The 18055-nt window shown below is 37.3% G+C and carries 17 protein-coding genes; 7 read left to right on the top strand and 10 right to left on the bottom strand.

Translation table 11 applies throughout. The annotated features are described in order from the left end of the window. Positions 1-94: 94 nt before the first annotated feature. Positions 95-1099, top strand: a complete 1005-nt coding sequence (locus J2Y40_RS14965; RefSeq protein WP_309999791.1) for a bifunctional oligoribonuclease/PAP phosphatase NrnA — start codon at positions 95-97, stop codon at positions 1097-1099. A gap of 26 nt (positions 1100-1125) precedes the next feature. Here J2Y40_RS14965 and J2Y40_RS14960 read toward each other — a convergent pair whose 3' ends face one another. The 7 genes from J2Y40_RS14960 to tilS all read right to left on the bottom strand — a co-directional run bounded on the left by J2Y40_RS14960 (position 1126) and on the right by tilS (position 10246). Next, complete coding sequence (locus tag J2Y40_RS14960) at positions 1126-1941, bottom strand: patatin-like phospholipase family protein (RefSeq protein WP_309999789.1); 816 nt, start codon at positions 1939-1941, stop codon at positions 1126-1128. A 78-nt stretch (positions 1942-2019) separates the two neighbouring features. Continuing rightward, positions 2020-2802, bottom strand: coding sequence for an alpha/beta fold hydrolase (locus tag J2Y40_RS14955; RefSeq protein ID WP_153396012.1), 783 nt, complete (start codon positions 2800-2802; stop codon positions 2020-2022). Positions 2803-2889: 87 nt separating this feature from the next. Next, positions 2890-3405 carry a biopolymer transporter ExbD gene (locus J2Y40_RS14950; RefSeq protein ID WP_309999787.1) on the bottom strand — a complete coding sequence of 172 codons (516 nt, stop codon included), beginning with the start codon at positions 3403-3405 and terminating at the stop codon, positions 2890-2892. Between the two features lie 198 nt (positions 3406-3603). Continuing rightward, a complete protein-coding gene (locus tag J2Y40_RS14945; RefSeq protein ID WP_309999785.1) occupies positions 3604-5103 on the bottom strand; it encodes a T9SS type A sorting domain-containing protein in 1500 nt (499 codons plus the stop codon). 51 nt (positions 5104-5154) lie between these two features. Beyond that, on the bottom strand, positions 5155-6699 hold the full coding sequence (locus J2Y40_RS14940; protein WP_309999783.1) for a T9SS type A sorting domain-containing protein: 1545 nt from the start codon (positions 6697-6699) through the stop codon (positions 5155-5157). A gap of 141 nt (positions 6700-6840) precedes the next feature. After that, a complete protein-coding gene (locus tag J2Y40_RS14935) occupies positions 6841-8910 on the bottom strand; it encodes a thioredoxin family protein (protein WP_153396006.1) in 2070 nt (689 codons plus the stop codon). A gap of 1 nt (position 8911) precedes the next feature. Further along, positions 8912-10246 carry a tRNA lysidine(34) synthetase TilS gene (gene tilS, locus J2Y40_RS14930; protein WP_309999780.1) on the bottom strand — a complete coding sequence of 445 codons (1335 nt, stop codon included), beginning with the start codon at positions 10244-10246 and terminating at the stop codon, positions 8912-8914. 90 nt (positions 10247-10336) lie between these two features. Here tilS and J2Y40_RS14925 point away from each other — a divergent pair, with 90 nt between their 5' ends. The 5 genes from J2Y40_RS14925 (at position 10337) to J2Y40_RS14905 (ending at position 14777) form a co-directional block, all read left to right on the top strand. Next, entirely contained in the window at positions 10337-11170 is an 834-nt protein-coding gene (locus tag J2Y40_RS14925; protein WP_153396002.1) for an OmpA family protein, read from the top strand. A 396-nt stretch (positions 11171-11566) separates the two neighbouring features. After that, a complete protein-coding gene (locus tag J2Y40_RS14920; RefSeq protein WP_153396000.1) occupies positions 11567-12214 on the top strand; it encodes an O-methyltransferase in 648 nt (215 codons plus the stop codon). A gap of 80 nt (positions 12215-12294) precedes the next feature. Next, positions 12295-13011 carry a C40 family peptidase gene (locus J2Y40_RS14915; RefSeq protein WP_153395998.1) on the top strand — a complete coding sequence of 239 codons (717 nt, stop codon included), beginning with the start codon at positions 12295-12297 and terminating at the stop codon, positions 13009-13011. A gap of 19 nt (positions 13012-13030) precedes the next feature. Continuing rightward, the gene (locus tag J2Y40_RS14910) at positions 13031-13498 is read left to right on the top strand and encodes a DUF1648 domain-containing protein (protein WP_309999776.1); all 468 of its coding nucleotides are present in this window, start codon (positions 13031-13033) and stop codon (positions 13496-13498) included. A 46-nt stretch (positions 13499-13544) separates the two neighbouring features. Continuing rightward, positions 13545-14777 (top strand): glycosyltransferase N-terminal domain-containing protein, encoded by a 1233-nt coding sequence (locus J2Y40_RS14905; protein ID WP_309999774.1) that lies wholly within the window; start codon positions 13545-13547, stop codon positions 14775-14777. Here J2Y40_RS14905 and J2Y40_RS14900 read toward each other — a convergent pair. The 3 genes from J2Y40_RS14900 to J2Y40_RS14890 are packed head-to-tail and all read right to left on the bottom strand — an operon-like array spanning position 14769 to position 17154. Then, on the bottom strand, positions 14769-15398 hold the full coding sequence (locus J2Y40_RS14900; protein ID WP_153395992.1) for a deoxyuridine 5'-triphosphate nucleotidohydrolase: 630 nt from the start codon (positions 15396-15398) through the stop codon (positions 14769-14771). The two genes, J2Y40_RS14905 and J2Y40_RS14900, sit on opposite strands and share 9 nt — an antisense overlap. Next, positions 15398-16153: a glycosyltransferase gene (locus J2Y40_RS14895; RefSeq protein WP_309999773.1), complete on the bottom strand. Its 756-nt coding sequence runs from the start codon at positions 16151-16153 to the stop codon at positions 15398-15400. Before J2Y40_RS14895 ends, J2Y40_RS14900 begins: the two co-directional genes overlap by 1 nt. A 23-nt stretch (positions 16154-16176) precedes the next feature. Next, positions 16177-17154: an acyltransferase gene (locus J2Y40_RS14890; RefSeq protein ID WP_309999771.1), complete on the bottom strand. Its 978-nt coding sequence runs from the start codon at positions 17152-17154 to the stop codon at positions 16177-16179. Positions 17155-17352: 198 nt separating this feature from the next. On the opposite strand from J2Y40_RS14890, the gene J2Y40_RS14885 reads away from it, so the two are divergent. Further along, positions 17353-17829, top strand: coding sequence for a lipocalin family protein (locus J2Y40_RS14885; protein ID WP_153395986.1), 477 nt, complete (start codon positions 17353-17355; stop codon positions 17827-17829). Positions 17830-18055: the final 226 nt, after the last annotated feature.

The following is an 18055-nucleotide window of genomic DNA, read 5'->3' as shown; positions in this document are numbered from 1 at the left end:
GAAAGGCAAATTCCGGATGCAAAAATAATATTTAAATGATTTATTTAAAAGCTTTATCTTTGAAAACTTAAAATTAAAGAAAAATAAACACCGGATGTTTACACCTGCAGAACTTTTAGAAATCAATACATTACTTACTCCTGAGAACAAAATCGTTATCCTTACCCATTATAATCCGGATGGAGATGCTATTGGTTCCAGTCTGGGGCTGAAACATTTTTTAAAGACAAAAGGAATTCATGCGGAAGTAATTGTACCCAATGATTTTCCGAAATTTCTGAAATGGATGCCGGAAGCTAAGAAAGTGATCATCGGAGAGTACAAAAGAAAACTGGCGTTCGATATGATTAGCGGAGCAGATGTGATTTTCTGTCTTGATTTTAATTCTCCTTCCAGAATAGGCCTTCTAGGGGAGTGGCTGACTAAAGCCTCTGCTAAGAAAATTCTGATTGATCACCATCAGCAGCCTGAAAACTTTGATTTTGTATATTCTGATACCGTAATTCCCGCTACTTCCCAGATGATCTATCATTTCATTGAAGCGCTGAATAAAGAACAGCTGGTGAATCTGGATATTGCAGAATGTCTGTATACCGGAATTATGACAGATACCGGAGGGTTCCGTTTCCGTTCTACAAGTGCTGCTACCCATAGGATTATTGCCAATTTAATAGAAAAGGGAGCAGATCCATCGGTGATTACCTCCAATACCTGGGATACCAACACGGTTTCCCGTCTTCATCTGCTTGCTTTAGTATTGGGAAGAATAGAGGTGGTAAATGACGGAAAGGTTGCTGTTCTGTCTCTTACAAGAAATGAGCTTAAAGAGTTTGGTTTCCAGAAAGGAGATACAGAAGGCTTTGTGAATTATGGTTTAAGTATTGCCGGGGTAAAAATGTCTGCCTTCTTTATGGAGGATTTGTATGAAGATTTTATTAAAATTTCTTTCAGAAGCAAAGATGATGTAGATGTGAACCAGTTCTCAAGAAAATATTTCAATGGAGGAGGGCATATCAATGCTGCCGGAGGGAAATCTGATGAATCATTATGGGATACGATAGAAACATTTAAGAAGAAGGTAGAAGGGGAAGTATTTTAACCCCATAGAAAGATAAAAGTCTATACCTATTGTTTTGGTTTTAGAAAAGAGCCCCTTGTGTATCCTTTGCTCTCCAGTTCCAGACAAGTGTATTCATATACTTCGCCAAACATTTCATCCAGATTTTTTTTGCTGAATAAGCTGAATTTGGTCATCTTGGGAGGATCCAGGAAGATATCGCAGGATTTGGCTTTAGAATAAACAGATTTGGCGATGGCAAGGTGGAGGATTCTGTCAAATTCTTTCATCAGGCTCATCTTTTTAAGCTCGTCATAGCTTATTGAATTCACATGAGAAGCAATCAGAAAATCACATTTGTCAATAATCGGTTCAATAGGAAGGTTATCCAGAACTCCGCCGTCTACATATATTTTTTCATCAATTTTTACCGGTGGTAAAATAAAAGGAACACTTGATGAAGCGAGAAGCGGCCTGAAAAGTTCACCTTCAGAGAAAAAATCAACAATTCCGTGAGTCATTTCTGTGGCCGTAACATAAACGGGTATTTTCAGGATCTTAAAGTCATCTTCAGGAAAATGATCTTTAAAAAGTTTTAAAATGAAATTCGAGCTGAAAATTCCGTTCTTGGAAAGCTTCAGGTAAGACCGGGAAAAGAAGGTCGTTTGTTTAACGATGTCTATCATCTCATCTGGCGTTTTTCCGAAAGCATAAAAAGCACCGACAATAGAACCTGCACTGGTTCCTGAGATAATATGAGGTTTAAGCCCGTATTCTTCCAAGGCTTTGAGGACTGCAATATGGGCGATTCCCCGCATTCCGCCCCCGGAAAGAGTGAGGCCGATGACCGGCGGTTGCTTTTTTTTGAAGGAGAATAAACCCATTGAAATAATTATTCCCTACTAATATACAAGATTTTTTAATATAGAATTGGTATATCTCTCCAAGCTGATAAAGTCCGTTTACAGGATCAGTTTTTTCGGCAGGTTATGAAGAAGTTCAGTATTGATGATCTCTGCGCAGATGGCTGGTTTTTCCCAATGCCCGTTATGTCCGCAGTCCAGGATATATGATTTTATATTTGTTCTGTCCGGAAGATGTTTAATCATGGCATCCGTTTTTACAGCATTATCATGTTTTCCTGCCAATACTAAAATTTTAGCTTCCAGATTTTCCATGATGTGCTTTTTATCCGTTCTTTCTACCATGCCTTTTACGCAGGCTAAAGCTCCCAGATTATTGGTTGATAAAGCGGTTTCAAGTGCGGTTTCAATTTTTCCTTCCAGAATATCCCTTTCGTTAGGGTTGAACAGATTAGGAATGCCGGCTCTGGCATAATGGGCAAATGCATCTTTGATGATCCTGTAACTTTTGATGCGTTGCTGTTTTTTCTCTTCATCATCCGCAAAGTAAGTCGAAAAGAATAGGGTAAGACTTTTAAGAGAGGCAGGATACTTTTCGGCAAAGGCTAATGCTGTGTAACCACCCATAGAATGCCCTAAAAGGTGTATTTTTTGAAGATTTTCGTGGTCTAAAACTTTTTTCACTTCATTTGCCATCAGTTCCATAGTGTGAACTTCCGCAAAAACCTCAGACTGCCCGTGTCCCGGGAGATCAATTTTTAACAGAGAAAAATCTTTGGAAAGATGAGATTCCATATCATTCCATATTGAAAGATTTTCCATAAAGCCGTGAAGTAGTACCAGGGTTTCTTTTCCGTTTCCTTTTTTCTCAAAATTCAGCATGATTTCAATCGTGTTACAGTTAAAATAAAGTTCGTTACAGTTTCAAATTTAAATAAAAAAAGAGCATTGTAAAAATGCCCTTTGCTTTTATTGAGTTAATTCAGTGTAAACTTTCTTTTCCCAAGGTTTTATATCTGCGATGCCGTATCGCTCTTTTTTAGAGATTGCAACATTGTCGAGAACATCTACGAAGTTTTTGTAATTGGCATCATCTGTTGGTTTGATAATGACCGTGAAATTACTCGGAACCGGAGCTTTTTTAAACGCTTCAGAAATAATCTTTGAAATGTTTACACCGTTGAAATCCGTTTCTTTTAAATTAGCTGTATTTAGCTCTTTCTCATTGCTTTGATGATAAAATACCCTATTGTCTTTACCAAGAATAAAAGTAATCTGATTTTTGTCATCAATTACATTAGTAGTGGGAACAGGGCTTTTTGCGGGCAGTCCTAAATCCATTACGTTGGGTTTTGTAAAATTAGTGGTAAACATGAAAAAGGTGATCAATAGAAACCCCAGATCTACCATTGGGGTCATATCTACCCTGATTAATTTTTTCTTTTGTTTTCCGCCTTGTTTTTCCTGAGTGTTTACTTCAGCCATGGTACATAGTTTTTAAATGTTAAACAAATTTTAATAAAGATTGAACTTTTGATCTTTATTTGAAAAAATCCATGCAAAGTTTATACCTTAATTTTTAATTTGGTAGTTGATTTTGTAAAATGATTCAATTTTAACATTTAAAATCGATTAATCTTTTTTTATTTTATAATGATTTATGATATTTTAAGGAGGTTTTTATTATTTACTGATGATTAATTTCTCAGATAAAATTATTTTTCCTTTATGCTGAATCTGAACCAGATATACACCGTTGATGAATGGAGTAACATCTATGGCCGCTTTTGACTCATTGTATTTTCTGCTGAATAATTTTCTTCCGGACATATCAGTAATATTTATTACTGTTTCACCAGGAAGATGGCCTATGTAAACCACATTTTTTGCAGGATTAGGAGAAAATGAGATCTGTAGAGGAGATGTATTCTCGTTTGTTCCCAGTGTGTCAGGTCCCAGCTTTATAATCCGGTAGTCATAATTGCCTTGAGAAACAGAAAAAGAATTAGATACGCCGGCCATAATATAACCCCCGTCCGCAGTCTGCTGTAGAGCGGATGCATAATCATCGTGTGTGCCGCCATATCTTCTCAGCCATTCTGTATCTCCGTTAGCATTTAATTTTATCAGTAAATAATCATTGGAACTGGGGTTGGTTGTATCTGTTGTAGCAGAGTAACCTAAAACAGCAAGCCCTCCGTCATCTGTATTATCAATACCGAAAGCATGATCATACAGGTGATCTCCAAAAGATTTTTGCCATTGCAGATTTCCGAGGGGATCCAATTTGATGACCCAGTAATCATAATTGCCATTACTAGCTGTAATATCTCCATCGCTGGAGTTGGAGCTTCCTGCAATGATATAGCCTCCGTCGGGAGTTTGTTTTAATGAATTGGCGGTATCTGAAGCAGAACCACCGTAATTTTTTGACCATTGGGTGTTCCCTGAAGAATCTACTTTTACGATCCAGTAATTAAAATCGCTGTTGCTCGTGCTTATATTACCAGTCATTACATATCCTCCGTCTGCCGTGAGTTCAAGAGAGCTGAATTCTTCAAAATTGGGCCCTCCAATAGATTTCTGCCATGTGACTCCTCCGTTTTGATCAAGTTTTACAATCCAGCCATCCAGATATCCGTTATTTCCGGTAATGTCTCCATCATTGGATTCTGATTTTCCCGCTACAATATACCCTCCATCAGGTGTCTGGCGGATACACCTAGCGGCATCATTACCGCTTCCGCCTAAGGTTTTCTGCCATTCTATGTTTCCTGTGGAATTCAGCTTTACAATCCAGAAATCTTCCTGACCATGATTGCCGGAAACATCTCCATTAACTGAACGGGTGGAACCGGCTACAATATACCCTCCGTCATTAGTTTGCCGTACAGAGTTGGCTTTATCATCTGCTGTGCCTCCATAGGATCTTTGCCATTCAACAGTTCCTGCAGCGTTCACCTTGATAACCCATTGATCGAAAAAGCCATGGTTGCCCATACCTTCATCAATGGAGTTGGAAGAACCTGCTATGATATACCCTCCGTCATTAGTCTGGTGAATATCCGGAGATTGTTCCATCCGGCTGCCTCCAAATGATTTCTGCCATTCTATGGTATTGTTCTGAGCTGGAAGGCCGGAGGAGATCATAACGGAGAAAAAAATAAATTTAAAATATTTCATAAAGTACTGAATTTGTGTTGATTTTAGGATGATAGTCTTCTTGTTGTTGTTCTATTTGCTGATCAGCAGTTTTTCAGAAACAATTATTTTATCCTCATGCATTACCTGGATGAAATAAGTACCTGTTGTAAATTGTCTGACATTTATGGCTGCCTTTTGGTCATTGTATTTCTGAGCAAATAATTTTCTTCCGGTCATGTCTGTAATGCTGATGGTTGTTTCACCATGCAATGGGCTGATATATACAAAATCTTTTGCCGGATTTGGATAAACAGCGGGTTTATTACCCAGGTGATTTTCTGCAGTGCTTAATTGCTTGGCATTTAATTTTACAATCCAAGCATCACCGTCTCCATGATATCCTGTAATGTCCCCGTCTGCAGAAGCGGTCATGCCTGCGAGTATATATCCTCCATCACTGGTCTGTTGGATGGAATGGGTTTCATCAAATTGACTTCCTCCCAATGATTTCTGCCATTGCATGTTTCCTGAAGAATCTAATTTGATGATCCAATAATCAACAAGTCCATGATTTCCTGTAATATTTCCGTCTAAAGATGCAGCTCCTCCGGCAACAATATATCCTTCGTCAGAAGTTTGCTGGATAGAGTTGGGATAATCGTTGCCACTGCCCCCGAAATATCTTTGCCATAACATATTTCCGTCAGAATCTAATTTGGCTACACGATAATTTGAGATTCCAAACGTTACCGGGATTTCAGAGTTAACAGAGTTGGACCCGCCGGCAACGATGTATCCCCCGTCTGATGTTTGCTGGATAGATTCTGCAAAATCAGCTAGATTGCCTTCCAATGATTTTTCCCACTGTATGTTTCCTGAAGAATCTAATTTTACGATCCAGAAATCTTCCTGACCATGGTTTCCTGTAACGTCTCCATCGGTAGAAAGAGATCCTCCAGCAATAATATATCCTCCGTCAGAGGTCTGTTGGACTGAACGTGCTCTGTCATAAGAACTTCCACCCAATGACTTCTGCCATTGCATGCTTCCTGATGTATCCAGCTTTACAATCCAGTAATCGGAATATCCATGATTTACGGTAACATCTCCGTCGGTAGAATAAGATTCACCAGCAATAATATATCCTCCGTCAGAAGTCTGCTGAATAGAATGGGCTATATCTTCTTTATTTCCACCCAATGATTTCTGCCATTGTATATTTCCTGAAGAATCTAACTTCACAATCCAGTAATCGGAATATCCATGATTTACGGTAACATCTCCATTGGTAGAAGAAGACGCGCCGGCAATAATATATCCTCCGTCAGAGGTCTGTTGAATGGAATTGGCAACGTCATCAAGAGTTCCACCCAGTGATTTTTGCCATTGTATAGCTCCTGAAGTATTTAGCTTGACGATCCAGAAGTCCGCAGTTCCATGATTTATTGTAACATCTCCGTTGGCAGAAGAAGATTCGCCGGCCATGATGTATCCTCCGTCCGAAGTCTGTAGAACAGAATGTGCCTGATCCCAGCTATTTCCACCCAGAGCTTTTTGCCATTGTATAGAAGGAGCTTGTGCAGAAATGCCGGAGGAAATGATAAAGAAGAAGAAAATAGATTTAAAATATTTCATAGATCTTTGTGATTGGTTATCAATGTTCTAAATTATTAAAAAAAATAATACCTGTTGTTATATCAACAGTAAATTAGAAATATTGCTTGATTGGCAACAAAAAAGACTGCTTCAAAATGAAACAGTCTTTTTTATTTATTGTTATTTACTTTTTTTGAAATACTCTACGCCGCATTCGAGGAATTTTTTAAAATCTTCTTTCGGCATGTATCCTGAAACCGGAGTATTGATTACCTTTCCGTCGGGCGTTATTAAAACATAGTGAGGCTGGGAATTATTATTGAAGTTGACCTGCTGGAATAAGCTCCATCGGTCCCCAATAGTTTTTACCTTTTTGATCTGTCCGTCCCCAAGGTCAATCTTTGTTTTCTGGTCTTCCGGAAGCTCTTCCTTATCATCAACATATAAAGAAGCCAGGACAACATCGTTTTGAAGCGTTGGTAAAATATCCGGTTCGCTCCATACAAATTCTTCCATTTTACGGCAGTTTTCACATCCATATCCGGTAAAATCAATCAGGATAGGCTTGTTCTCTTTCTTCGCAATTTCAATGGCTTTAAAGAAATCATGTTCAGGATGCATTCCTAAGATGCCGTCTTTTTCGTCATGGAAATAGCTCACATTCAGGGGAGGCAGGATTCCGCTTAACAGCTGAAGTTTCGGGCGGTCAGAAGGAATTAACCCCTGAATCAGATAAATCACAAAACCCATTCCCAAAGCCCCCAAAATCTTTCTGGTAATGGAGATTTTAGGTTTTTTATCGTCATGCGGGAATCTGATCAGCCCGAACAGATATAAAGCGAGGCCTAATGCAATGATAATCCAGATTGCAATGAAAAGTTCTCTTTTTAAGAAGAATGTTTTGGAAACCAGGTCAGCTTTGGATAAGAATTTTAAAGCCAGTGCCAATTCTACAAAACCTAAGACCACTTTCACGGTATTCATCCATCCTCCGGATTTCGGAAGACTTTGTAAAGCCTGAGGGAATAAAGCCAGTAGCCCAAAAACAATCGCCCATGCCAGTCCGAACCCTGCCAGAGCAAAAGTAAGCAGCATCGGAACGTTGGTAGAGCCTGTTACAGCGCTTCCCAATAAACTTCCCAGAATAGGGCCCGTACATGAGAATGAAACAATCACAAGCGTTAAAGCCATAAAGAAAATACCGATAATTCCTCCTGCTTCCTCAGCCTTTGAAGATTTGTTGGCAATAGAGCTTGGAAGCGTAATATCGTAGTATCCGAAGAAACTACCTGCAAAGAAGATAAATATGATGAAGAACGCAATATTCAGCCATACACTGGTAGAAATTTCGTTGAAAATATTTCCGGCAATTCCATCAATTAGGTGGAACGGAAGACTTAGCAAAACGAAGATTAAAAGGATGAAAAATCCATAGATCAATGCATCTCTTTTCCCCTTTGCCTTGTTCTTGCTTCCTTTAGTAAAGAATGAAACCGTTAGTGGAATCATTGGGAATACACAAGGGGTCAGTAAGGCAATTAATCCTCCGATGAACCCTAAGAACAGATAGGTCCAGTAATTTTCATCCACCTTTGTTGAGGCTGTTCCGCAGTCCGTTAGTGGTTTCTGGAAATCAAGGGTTTCAATTTTCAGCTGTTTTGGGTCCAGTTTAGAAGCCTCTGTAATCGTTACTTCTCCTTTTGCAGGATCTGTAGCAACTGTTTCTGTTACTTTTGCGGAATCTTTGGCTGGTTCAGCCGTTTCGTCAGTCGCTGCTGCTTCCTCAACACCTTTTGGAGTAACTTTTTGGTTGAATTCTAAAGTATTGGGAGCCAGACACACCCTGTCATCACAGGTCTGATAGGTAATTTCAGAAGTAACGTCTGCGGGTTTTGTGGGATCTTTTAATTTGAATTTCTGTTTGAAGCCTGCTGTATTGGAGTAATATACAATAGTTCCTCCGAAAGCCTCAGAAAATTCCTCGTGCTTTTTACCGACTTCGGTGAATTTACCAATCAGTTCAATATTTTTCCCTGAAACCTTATATTCAGTAGGAATCCCGGTATCTTCAGGAAGATCTTTGGAATAAATATGCCATCCGCTTTCCATGGTGGCATTCAAAACAGCTTCATACTGATTGTTCCCTAAGTCATTGACGGTGAACTTAAATTTTACAGGATTTTTAATCTGTGCATTGATTCCTGCCGCTAAAAATAGGAGGACTGCTAAAAACCAGTTTCTAAATTTCATTTTACTTTTCATTAAAAATTTTGAGAACACGCTTCGTTTTCTCATCTTTTGCATATCTTCTGTCCTGTCTTAACGGAATAATTCCGAGAACGGAATTATTGTTGTCACACAGGATCCAAATTTTTTGCCTCGCTAAAATAGATAATTTTTCGTCCCTAAAAAACTTAGAGACTTTCTTTTTACCTGAAAATCCCGAAGGATAAATTTCATCTCCGTCCTGTTGTTTTCTTAAATACACTGGAAATTGAATTCTTTCAGCATCAAAATCCCAGTTGAAATTATTATTAATTCCATCAATATCTTCAATACAATTTTGAAGATTGATAGTCAGCAAAGCTTCACTAAGATCAATATTTTCGGCAACAATGATTTCTTTTTTGATTTCCTGTTTTAAATTCAGGTTAATAAAAATGAATTCATCACGGCTGACGATCAACTGATACTCTTTTGAAAAAAAAGAGCTGCCGTTTTCTGCTTTGAAAATTTTGGGGATTTCATTCTCCTGGTCGAAACCATATTTTTTTAAAATCTCAAACTTCACGAAATCACTTTCCTGATCCAGCTTTTCCTTTGATAAGATTTTATGGTCAGGGTTAAATACGGTGAGCTTATTTTCAATCTCCTGAATCTGTTTTTCAGCAAAATCTTTGGTTTGATTCAGATAGAACATACTTCTTTTGAAATTGTTAAGGAAATGATTATTCGTTTCCAAAAGCTTCGGAACAATCTCATTTCTGATCTTATTTCTCAAATAATCACTTTTTTTATTGGAAAGGTCTTCCCGAAAAGCGATATCGTTTTTCTCAGCAAACTTATAGATCTCGTCTTTTGAAACATGTAAAAGAGGGCGCAGGATGTGGTTGTCATTCGCAGGAATTCCGCTAAGCCCTTTAATTCCGGATGCTTTGGATAAATTGATAAGAAAAGTTTCCAGCTGGTCATTCAAATGATGGGCAGTTGCCAGGAATTCAAGTTGTTCCTGTTCTTTAATCTTTCTGAAAAAATCATAACGGAGTTCTCTGGCCCATAGCTGGATAGAGTTTTCAGGTTTTCTGTCTTTTTCTGAAACTTCATAAAGATGAAACGGGATATTATTTTTCTCGCAGAAATCCTGTACCGTTTCTTGATCGAGATCAGAGTCTTTTCCACGCAGTTTATAGTTGATATGGGCAATCTGGATTTTGAATTCTGAATTCTGTATTTCATCTCTGAAATCCCTGAACAGCGAAGCCAGAACCATAGAATCTGCACCTCCGCTCACCGCCAGAAGATAACTGCGTTTTTCCGGATGGCTGACCAGATTTTTTAACTCATTTTTTAAACTTATTTTTTCCAAGACTTAGGTTGGGAATTTCTTTTATGCAAAGATAATCCATATAATTCAATTGAATTTCCCTAACTTTGATTCGTCTAAAAATGATTACTTATGAAGATTTTTAAAATTTTAGCAGTTTCTGCAATGGCGCTGGGATTGACATCTTGTGTCAGTAAAAAACAGTATGACGCTTTGAGCACAAACTATAAGCAGTGTATTGAAAATATTGGAGAAAGACAAAGAGAAATTCAGGATTTAAAGTCTCAGAATTCAGCATTGGCAGGTGAAAACAATCTGTTGAAAAGCCAGCATGATGCTTTAAAATCATCTTTGGATGCATGTTTGTCCAATACAGGGAAAAGTTCGGCTAATATCGATAAACTGGTAGGGGAGATCAATGCGTCTAATTCTTACATCAAACAATTGATTTCTAATAATGCTAAGAACGATAGTCTTAACCTTGCATTATCTAACAAGCTGAAAAGATCTTTGGATAATGTAACGGATGATGATGTACAAGTGAAAGTTCTGAAAGGAGTAGTTATGATTTCGCTTTCAGATAAAATGCTATACAAAACAGGAGATTACAATGTACTGCCTGCAGCTCAGGAAGTGTTAGGGAAAGTGGCGAAAGTAATTAATGATTACGATAAATATTCTGTATTAATTGAAGGTAATACGGATAATGCTCCACTAAGTTCTCCTAATCTGCCAAAAGATAACTGGGATCTTTCTGCATTGAGAGGTACAGCTATTGCAAAAGTGTTACAGACACAATTTGGGGTAGATCCTGCAAGGATCACTGCGGGAGGACGTTCTGAATACAATCCTAAGGCAACTAATATGAGTGTTTCCGGAAGAGCGGAAAACAGAAGAACAGAGATCATCATTATGCCTAAACTTGATGAGTTTATGAAACTGATGGATATTGCTCCTAAGAAGTAATGCAAATAACTTAAAATAAAAAACAGATCCTGAAGAAATTCGGGATCTGTTTTTTTTAATCAAATTAATTCTTCTTTTTTCAATAAGGAAATAATTCGCTGCAAAAATGAGCTGGATATTTCGGTTTTAGTTTTTTTTAACGAAGAAACCGCTCTGCTTGTTGGCTTTGCGGTCTTCTGATTCTCTTGGTTAATTTGTTTTTCAGCCACATTCATTGTTTTTCCTTTAGTGTTTTTACCCTTTGTTCTTTGCAAATGTATCGTTATTATGAATGCCAGGGTATCCGTGTTTTTACGGTATTTTAAATCGTGATCACCGTGTATCTTGATGAATAGCCCCGGAATGGAGGGTTTTTCTTATATTTTAAGTACATTTGAATAACAAAAAAATTGCAGCATGAGCTTTTTCGAAGAAAAAAATCCTGAAATGGACCGGTATCTGGAAACCCACGCTTCTTCAGAACCTGAAATTTTGAAAAAATTAAGAAGAGAGACCTATCAGAAAACAACACAGCCTCACATGATCTCCGGATATCAGCAGGGAAGACTTTTGACGATTATTTCCCAAATAATAAGGCCTGAGAATGTTCTTGAGATAGGAACTTTTACAGGATATGCTACTTTATGTCTAGCTGCCGGATTATCTGGTGAAGGAAAAATAACAACACTGGATGTCAATGAAGATCTTGCCTATCTGCCGAAAAAATATTTTGAAAACAGTGAATATGCAGGACAGATCAATTTCAGGCTTCAGGATGCAAAAGAATTTCTGAAAGAAACAGATGAGTTTTTTGATCTCGTGTTTATTGATGCAGATAAAGAAAACTATGCTGAATATTTCAAACTGATAAAACCCAGAACAAAATCAGGCTCTGTTGTAATGTTTGATAATGTTTTGTGGTACGGAAAAGTTCTGGAAGAAAATCCTAAACAAAAATCAACACAGTCCATTAAAGAACTGAACGATTTAATTGCAAAAGATGATGATTTTGAAAATCTTATTTTACCTTTGCGGGACGGAGTAAACTTCCTTCGCAGGAAGTAATTAAAAGATATAGAGATTGAGGGATTTAGGGATGTTATATCTTCTGAACCGTTCAATTTCTTAACTTCTAAATGAATAAAATGAACAAAGGAATTTGTATAGTCACTGTAGCACCGGTACGGGCAGAAGGTTCTGATAAAGCGGAAATTGTTACGGAAATATTGTTTGGAGAAAGCGCAGACATTCTGGAAGTAAATAAAAACTGGACCAGGATAAAAATGCATTATGACGGGTACGAAGGATGGATGGATACCAAACAGCTGAAACCTGTAACGGATGAGGAGCTGGAAAAAAGAAAAGTTACCGTGATCACTGAAGACTTTTCTTCCGTGCTGATGAATGATGGAAAAACACTTCTCTCCATGGGGTCTGAAGTAGAATTTCCTGCAGTGGCTTCAAGAAGAAGCCATGATCTGCGCGAAAGTATTGCTCTGGCTGCCAAAGAATTTCTGAATGTTCCCTATCTGTGGGGAGGTAAAAGTTTTTTTGCTGTAGACTGCTCCGGTTTTACGCAGCTGGTATATAAAATTCATGGGATTAAGCTTCCAAGAGATACTTATCAGCAGGCAGAAGTAGGAGAGCCCCTGACTTTTGTTGAAGAAAGTCAGCCCGGAGATTTAGCATTTTTTGAAAATCCTGAAGGAAAAATTATTCATGTAGGCATTATGCTGGATAACCAGAGAATCATTCATGCTTCAGGAAAAGTAAGAATTGATATTTTAGACTCCACAGGGATCTTTAATAAAGAAATGAATAAACATACTCATAAGCTGAGAGTGATCAAAAATGTGCTTTAAACTTTAAAATCAGCCTGAAATGGAGAATATTCTGTTGACCGCTTTTGATGTTTTAAATTTTGGATTGGTGATCTTCTTCTGGAGATTTACCCTGAAGCAATACAAAACACTTCCGGAAAGAATTCCTGTTCACTTTGATTTTTATGGAAAAGCAGATCATTTCGGAGGCCGGAAGTCCGCCTTTTTGATGCCGGGGGTGGCAGCTGCTTTATTTGTAGTGCTCACTTTTGCTGTACGATATGCCAATGCGGTTAATTTTCCGGTGGAAATTACCGAACAGAACAAAGATGCCCAATTTCTGATCATGGAAATTTTTGTCAGATGGATACTTACTTTGGTACTCCTGATTTTCATGAATCTCCAGGATTATATGTTCCGCTATACCTTTGATAAAAACGTAAAGCCGCGGGTTCCTTTTGGAGGAGCTATTCTGGCTATTTTCGGAAGCCTGATCACCGTCTTTATTTTTATTGGTTTGTTTAAATGATATCTCCTCAATATCGTCATAAAATTAAATTTAAAAAATAATTCAGATGTCCTTCTTTTATAACCTGTTTGTTAGTCTTCTTATCTTCGGAATGAAGATTTTTTCGTTATTTAATGATAAAACTAAAAAAGGAGTTGACGGGAGAGAAGAATCATTGAAAAAAGTAAAAAACGCTTTTTCACCTTCCGATAAAGTTATTTGGATGCATGCGGCCAGCCTCGGGGAATATGAGCAGGGTCTTCCTGTTTTGGAAAAGTTGAAAGAGAATTATCCGGATCATAAAATTCTGGTAACTTTCTTTTCACCTTCCGGTTATGAAAATATGATTAAAAAGAAACATAGTGAAGATGTAATCTGTTATCTTCCTTTTGATAAAAAAAATATTGTAAAAGACTTTGTATCACAATTTAATACTGAACTATTTTTTACGGTGAAGTATGATTATTGGTATAACCTTTTGGCTGAGCTTAAAAATAAAGGGACTAAAATCTATGTAGTTTCCGCATTATTTTATGAAAGACAGTCTTTCTTCACATCGTATGGAAAATGGTTTGTAAAGCAGCTTCAGAAAAATGTTGACTGGTTTTTTCATCAGACGCCGTTTTCTATGGCACTTGCCAAAAGTGTAGGACTTACCAATTCTTCGGTAGCGGGTGACACGCGGTTTGATCGTGTAAAACAGCTTAAGAAGCGTGATAATCATGTAGAATATATCAATACATTCATTGACGGTAAACAAACCGTGGTTTTTGGAAGCAGCTGGCAGGCGGAAGAGAAAATAGCGGCAACAGTTTTCAGGAAAAATGCAGATCTGAAATTAATTATAGCACCTCATGATCTGAAAAGAGTAGAGCATCTAAAAAGTATCTTCCCTGATGCTTTGGTATACAGTGAAATTAACAATGCTGAAGCAGCTGTAAAAGAATCTCAGATTTTAATTATAGACAGCATCGGATTGTTGTCAAAACTCTATTCCTATGCAGATATAGCAATAGTAGGAGGTGGCTTTCATGATGCAGGGCTTCACAATATTCTCGAAGCAGCAACATTTGGAATCCCGGTAGTTTTTGGGAATCACTACAAAAAGAATCCGGAAGCAGATGATCTGATTGCTGCAGAAGGAGGTAAGTCTTTTTCTGAAGAAAATGCCGCCGCAGATTTTATTTTATTCCTTCTCAATAATGAAGAAGAGCTTGAATCAATGTCTCAGAATGCCGGAAAATTTGTAGAAGAAAAACCTAATTCCACAGAACTTATCCTTCAGAAAATTTTATTTTAAAAATCCCTGGCTTTTAATCCCTTTCATGATTTGTTCTATATTTTCCGGAATGCTTTCACAATCGCGGAGCCAGTTCATATCCAGGCCGTTGTTGGTGGATAATTTCAGAAGGTAATGATTTTCTTCTATGCCGGATTGGGTTGTTCTCAGGAAGTCATCAATTTCCAGCCAGTAATCTTCATCCAGCTTTTTCGCAAGTATCAGAGCTTTAAATACTTTATTGATAATATAAAGGTATAATTTATAAACATGATCAAACCTTTGCCTGCTGAGATCGCTATTGTATTCTAAAATTTTGTTGATAAGAAGTAAATTAAGCGAAACATCCCCGAATTTATCGGTAGTTATTTTAACATGTTCTGTAATCTCTGCACTTATTTTCCGGATAACACTCAGAAAATATTGAGAATTGCCGATGTATTTGGAAGCCAGAAGAATTTTTTCTGCAACGTTCTCCTCCATGGCGTTTCTTTTATCGTCCGTAGTTTCCGGATCTATAAGCTCGAAATATAACTTTTTAGACAGGAGCTTGTCTTTCTTCAGCAATCTGAAAATAAGCCTGTCCTTTTCTATATTTGAAAAAGCGCTCAGTGCCGCTTTGAATTCTTTTGAATACTCCATCAGTTGAAAATTTTAGAATACTTAAGGAACCCGTTCACAGCCCAGTTGGCGGTATAATAAAGTGATTTTATAGTAGAGAATTCCATGAAATCTTTATATACAAGATACTGATCTATGATGATATTTTTTTTCTTTCTGGAAACACTATTTTCGCGCATTCTGTATTTTGCCAGGGTCTTTTTTAAGGGCTTGCCTTCCGGGATTACTTTTAAAAGGTTTAGCCACATCACATGATCTTCCCGTTTGCTTTTAATAGGAAAGAAAAATTTACCAACTCTTTTGGTATCATACATTGTAGAAACCGGAGCAAGTCTGCAGGTTTTCAGAAGATTAGAGAACGTAACAATCTTGTCTGCTTCGAAATCTTTAAGAACAGGCTGAAGCTGCTCATTACACCTTGAATAATTACAATATACAAGCTCTGCATGATGTTCCTGCATATAACCTGTCATCGTTTCCAGATATTCTGGGTACCAGTAGTCATCAGAGTCTAGGAACGCAATATATCTTCCCGTGGCTCTTTCAAGGCTTTTATTTCTGGCATTTCCTGCTCCTCCGTTTTTCTCCAGAACCTGTAGTTTTATTCTCGGGTCGTTATATTTTCTGATGATTTCAATGGTGTTGTCTCTGGATAGGTCATCAGTAATCAGCCATTCCCAGTTCTGGTAGGTTTGGTCAAGAACAGACTGTATCGTTTCTTCGATAAATTCTGCAGAGTTGTAACATGGAGTAATGATGGAGACGAGGTCTTGCATTTGTGTCGTTATATCGTTCAAAATTATAAAAATTTCTTTTCATACAGATGCCATGAAGCAATTCCTACTCCAATCACCACGAACATGCATACAAAACTCATGAGATATGGATTGTAATCAGCAAAAAGACCCGTTGTTTGAAATGTTCTGATAATAGGGAAATGGAATATATAGATTCCATAGGTGAAATCCCCATACTTGCCGAAATTATTCAGGAATTTAAAAGAGTAGGCAATATACAGCACAATGATGCTGATCATGATGGGGGAGAATAGTTTTATTTTGAGAAACAGATCAATCCATACGGTAATAATAGCGATGATGAAAAGGATGTTCTTGTGTTTGATGAATTGATCAAAATGAAAGTAAATCAACATTCCTCCTATGAAATAACACAGTGATCCCGGCAGCTGCTTGGACATTGAAATTTTCCCAGCCATTTCAAAATAATTGAGATAAATGAGCGAAAGAAAATATAGTACAATCAGACTGGTCGTTCTGTATTTATTATTTTTTCCGAATAATAAAAACATCAGGGGAACAGCAATGTAAAAGCACATTTCTACCTTCATGGTCCAGAGTGCTCCGTTTACAGCCTGATTGCCGAAGACGCCCGGTAGCCAGGGAGCTTTAAAATTCAGGAAAAGAGAATTCCAGAACAAATACTTATAAACCTGCGTATTGCCGAAATATTCCGAAAAAGAAAGTGTACTTACCAGACTGAGCAGGATCGCACAAAGAAATACAACCAACAGGTAAGCGGGAACAATCCTGTTGAATCTTTTCTTTGCATAGCTTTTAAGGCTGGATGATCTGTCATAACTTCGCGCAATTAAAAATCCGCTGACCACAAAAAACGAAAAAACGGCAATTTCTACGGGGCTGTTTTCTAAAACGGCGAGCTCTTTAGAGAAGCTTAATGCTCCCAGATGTCCAACAAAGACAATGAAAGCGAGGAGAACACGGATAAAGTCAAAATTATTTTTCGTTATGTTTTGCATTTTTTTTCTTTGCTACAAAAATAACTTTTTTAATACAATACGGGTGTTTCAGCAGGTTCAATATTTATTAAATAAGATAGATTTTGATCTGTCTTGTGTTAAAATTGGCAGAAATATAGAATTGTAAAATAATTTTTCACAAAAAATAGTAATATAAATCAAAAAAATTATAATTTTAGCGCTTGAAAATTTGAGTATATGAAGAAATTAGCATTACTATTTGCAGGTTTATCATTATTTGTAGCTACAGGATGTAATAACGACAACGATAATGAAATGGAATATCCGTTGGTAGGTGTATGGCAGCCATACAAAGAAGTTGTTACCACTATAGAGACAGGAGAAACTCCGGTTTCAGACGAGATTACTTATACCACTTGTCAGAAAGATTCCAGATGGAGGTTCAATACAGAAACTGTAGGTAAAAGAACAGATTGGGGGGATTCTGCAACTCCGGGGCAGTGTGCTATATCATCAGACCGTAATTTTACGTATACCTATGATAAAAGTGCCAAAACAGTGGTGATCAAATACCAGGGAACTGTAGAGCCTGCAAGTGGGAAGATTGTTACCCTTAATGAAACTACCCTGAATCTTGCTATCAGAGAAAATACAGAAAACCCAAATGTATTTAAGACGAGAACATATACGATGAAGAGAATTCCTCAGCAATAATATATTTTAGCATAAGATAAAGATCTCATCTCCGGATGAGATTTTTTTTTAAATAATGAGTCGAAAATAGGATTGGTCATTTAACTTTTTAAACCATTAAGTGCACTTCACTTTTAGAATGTTTATCTTAAAACTGAAACAGGCTCTAAATGCATCTCCGGCAATTAATTAAAAATTAAATCTCCATTTCCTTTAAAATCATTATTTTTGTGAATCTTGATTTCAG

Origin of the sequence: Chryseobacterium sp. 2987, from assembly GCF_031456375.1 — a bacterium.
In the GTDB taxonomy this organism is placed as follows: domain Bacteria; phylum Bacteroidota; class Bacteroidia; order Flavobacteriales; family Weeksellaceae; genus Chryseobacterium; species Chryseobacterium vaccae.
The sequence above is the reverse complement of the archived record's forward strand: the minus strand, read 5'-3'. Positions and strand labels throughout refer to the sequence as shown.